The sequence below is a fragment of the Photorhabdus africana genome, from assembly GCF_035181445.1.
GTDB classification, from domain to species: Bacteria; Pseudomonadota; Gammaproteobacteria; order Enterobacterales; family Enterobacteriaceae; genus Photorhabdus; species Photorhabdus laumondii.
This window is the reverse complement of the sequence record NZ_JAXBVE010000111.1, coordinates 1-1,898: the sequence shown is the minus strand read 5'-3', so window position 1 is coordinate 1,898 and position 1,898 is coordinate 1. Positions and strand designations below refer to the sequence as shown.

1 protein-coding gene is annotated in these 1,898 nt (G+C 52.2%); it reads right to left on the bottom strand.

Going from position 1 to position 1,898, the window contains the following annotated elements:
- On the bottom strand, positions 1 to 1,898 hold a 1,898-nt coding region (locus tag SLS51_RS22880; RefSeq protein ID WP_323840789.1), incomplete at both ends, for a DUF637 domain-containing protein.

Below are 1,898 nucleotides of genomic sequence, written 5' to 3'. Positions count from 1 at the left end.
CGTCAGCGCTTCCTGAAGCTTATGGATTTGTCGCTCTGTTTCATTCTTATACGCCGGTTCAAATAGCCGGCTTTCCATTGTGATTGCCGCTAATTCAGCCGCCAGCGCACCTACAGCCGCCCCTTTGGCATCCCCGCCGGCAATTTCAGCGCTAATGCCTGCCACAACCGTATGGCTCAATATCTTGCCAGAATGACCCAGAATCTCCCCGTTATCACCAATCAGTTTGGCACCTTCCGCATTAATCTGATTACCGATATTGCTCAACAACGCGGTTTGCAGGTTATCTGTAAAACTGCCGCCGTTAATCGCCGTCCCTATTGTCGAGCTGACGATGGATTGTGCCGCAACACGCTGGGCCACCTGACTCCAATTCTGATTACTCAATAAGGGAAGCTGCGCTTTTAGCGGATCGACAACGCCTTTTCCCTCCACTAATTTTCCCCAGCCCATCATGTGGTCTAAACCCCCTAATGCGCCACCCACGGCGATTTGGGTCACGAGAGATTTGATGGCTTCGCGCTTCGCTAAGGCGGCCAGTGTCTTGGTAAGATCCCCTTTATTTTCAACTAAGGCCACCGCCGCCTGCGAGGTCAACCCTATCATTCCGCCATAAGCCGCCCCATAAACCGCGCTCGCCGTGGCTCCCGTGGCACCTGTCGCCCCCACGGCACCACTTCCCGCCCAGGCCGCCAGGCCCGAACCCGCCGTGACCGCCGCGACCGCAATCGCAATCACCGCACCCACTACGGGGTTTAAACTTTCGCTTTTTTTGTCCCAGCTACTGTAAGCGTCCTTAACCTGATCCCACTGGACATCATTGCGTCCTTGAAGATTTTTCAGCCATTCCGTACCGGGAGTGTGACTCAGTACCCCTAACGCGTCTTCCAGTAACTGCCCCTCTTTCACTTTCACATCCGCATTGATGCCTTTCGCCGCCTCCACCGTCAGCGTACCGCCAACCTGCACTGACGGGATTATCCAGCTCTCCTCACGGTGACCTTTATCGTGCTGTGTAATAAAAAAGCCTTTTGACGTCGTGATGGTCTGCTCAAAATCAATATTGGGCATCGCCTTGAAGTTCACTTTCCCTGTCTGGCTGGTGATTTTCGCGTTTTTACCGGTTTCTATCCGACTCGCTTCCAATGTCACCTCATCTTTTGCCATCAGGTTAATATCCCCCCCGGCCGTAAATTCCGTGACTTTGTTGGTCTTCTTGATCTGTATTTTATGTTCTGTTTTAGACCCAAACACTTTACACGATTTTATGGGCCCCAAACCTTTACAGTTTTTCTCTGTTTCTTCCCGCCTGTAGACTTCTTCCATCGCTTGCGCATAGAGAAAGCCGCCCGTTGCCGCGATATCCATCACCCCTTTGGCGATTAACGCCGTCGCCTGGAATAAAATACTGCCCTGAGAGCGGATAGTTAATGCGCCACCACTGTTCAGCCGGCTGGCGTGTTGCGTAAAGCGCTCAATATTCCCCTCGCGGATAAATTCTTGTCGCGACTCAAAACGAACATTCCCACCTGCGGAGAGCTGCATATCACTGCCGGATGTCAAGCCGGCCCCGGAGGTCAGCAGGTTGCCCGCTGCAACTAATGTGAGATTCTTGGCCGCGTTGATGGCGCTGGTGGCATAAAGGTACTGTTTATCGCCATCATTAATCGGCGAATATTTCCGGGCAGAGAACAGTAAATCCCGGCCGGCGTTAACCGAGACATTTCCCTGAGTCGATGTTAATCTCGCGATACCCGCAATATCGCCCCCTGCACTGAGTTGCAGGTGATCACCCGCGGTAATTTGCGTACCTAATTCAGAGAATTTGTCTAATCCATCTAATTCGGATAAATAAAACAGGCTCTCTGGTGTATTGGGCCGAGAGATATCAATATCGC